This window comes from Parahoeflea alexandrii (assembly GCF_027214025.1).
GTDB lineage: Bacteria > Pseudomonadota > Alphaproteobacteria > Rhizobiales > Rhizobiaceae > Hoeflea > Hoeflea alexandrii_A.
The window spans coordinates 1-1,449 of record NZ_JAPWHB010000023.1 but is presented as its reverse complement, the minus strand read 5'-3'; the positions used below and the strand labels follow the sequence as shown (position 1 = coordinate 1,449).

At 58.5% G+C, this 1,449-nt stretch carries 1 protein-coding gene; it reads left to right on the top strand.

Features of this window, described 5'->3' with window-relative positions:
- The first annotated feature begins 85 nt into the window (after positions 1-85).
- Positions 86-1,426, top strand: coding sequence for an ISKra4 family transposase (locus O4H62_RS26255; protein ID WP_269391842.1), 1,341 nt, complete (start codon positions 86-88; stop codon positions 1,424-1,426).
- Positions 1,427-1,449 lie beyond the last annotated feature (23 nt).

Here is a 1,449-nt window from a genome sequence, read left to right as displayed (position 1 = left end):
GGGAGCGGGAAAAAGGTGGGGGTAAGAACCTTCATGTAATCGAGTCCTTTTCTGGAAAGGGCACTCGGTTATGGGACAATTGAGGATGAAGGTCTGGGTTGAGGTTATCGGCACGGATGGCGTTCCGCAGCGTCGGGAAATTGCAACCGTCGACCGCAGTGTCGACGGAGTGGGTCTCGACGCGCTCGGCCTTTCCCTGGCAGAAGGCAAGGCGATACAGTGCCGCCTGCAAGAAGAGCTTACGCAGTTTCAGGTGGATCAAGCCAGCCAGCACGATCGGAAATGTCACGACTGTGGCCGCCTTCAAGGGGTTCATGACTATCGATCTCGCACGGTCCATTCGCTCTTTGGTATTTGTCGCCTGCGGGTGCCTCGGCTCCGCAGCTGTAGCTGCGGAAAGCCGGCAAAGGCGAACACCGGAAACATCGAGACCTTGTTGAAGGGCAGAGCGACGCCGGAATTGGAGCGCGTACAAGCCGAGCTCGGTTCGCGCCTGTCGTTTCGTGAAGCAGCTCGTGTACTCGATCTTTTTGTTCCGACCGCGCGGCCACACAATCATCGAACCGTCGTCAACCGGCTCGCCAAGGTGGCCGATCAGATCGAAAAATGGGATGCCGCGAGCCCCTATCGCATGAGCCGGGCCGGCGGATCCTCCATTTCCGTCTTCATTGATGGCGCCTATATCCGTGCAGTTCCTGGATATCAGAGCCGGCATTTCGAGATCGCCATGGGACGCGTTGTTTCACCGGGGCGGCTACCGCGTCAGTTCGCGGCTGCACCGCATGTGGCTACCGGCAAGCACGATGCGGTTCGTGCCGCAATGCGGGCGCAAGGATGGTTGCCTGGCCGCGACGTCACTGTTTTCAGCGACGGAGACGTCGGGCTGCAAAGCATCGTGCTCAGTGCAACAAGGGAGCCCGTGACGCATATTCTTGACTGGTTCCATCTGTCGATGCGGCTCCGGCACATAGAACAGACGTGGCAAGGCCTCAGGCATATCGGCGATCTGAACATCTACCTTCGAGATGTTGCGGTTGATGTGCAGCGGCTTCGCCATCTGCTTTGGAGCGGCTACGTCAGGGAGGCGACGAGAGCCGTGAAGAATATGCTCTACCAGCTGGAGCAGCACGCCACACTTCGAGACGCCAACCAAAAGCTCAAGCGATTGTCCGTATTGATCAGCAATCTCCGGTCCTACCTGGTCCAGAACGCAACGTCGATTGTCGACTACTGCCATCGATATTGGTCGGGTCAGCCGATATCGAGTTCTCCGGCCGAAAGCGCCGCCAATAGCCTCGTGAACGCTCGGATGAACAAGAAACGGCAGATGCGTTGGTCTCCTGCCGGTGCCCATCGGGTATTACAGGTTCGGGCAGCGGTTGCCGATGGTCGGCTCAAGCAAGCTAAGATTGCCCTTGCGGCTTGAACCCCACCTTTTTCCCACTCCCC

Excerpts from the sequence above, each read along its gene's own strand:
- O4H62_RS26255 (WP_269391842.1), top strand. The coding sequence starts at position 86 with ATGAAGGTCTGGGTTGAGGTTATCGGCACGGATGGCGTTCCGCAGCGT.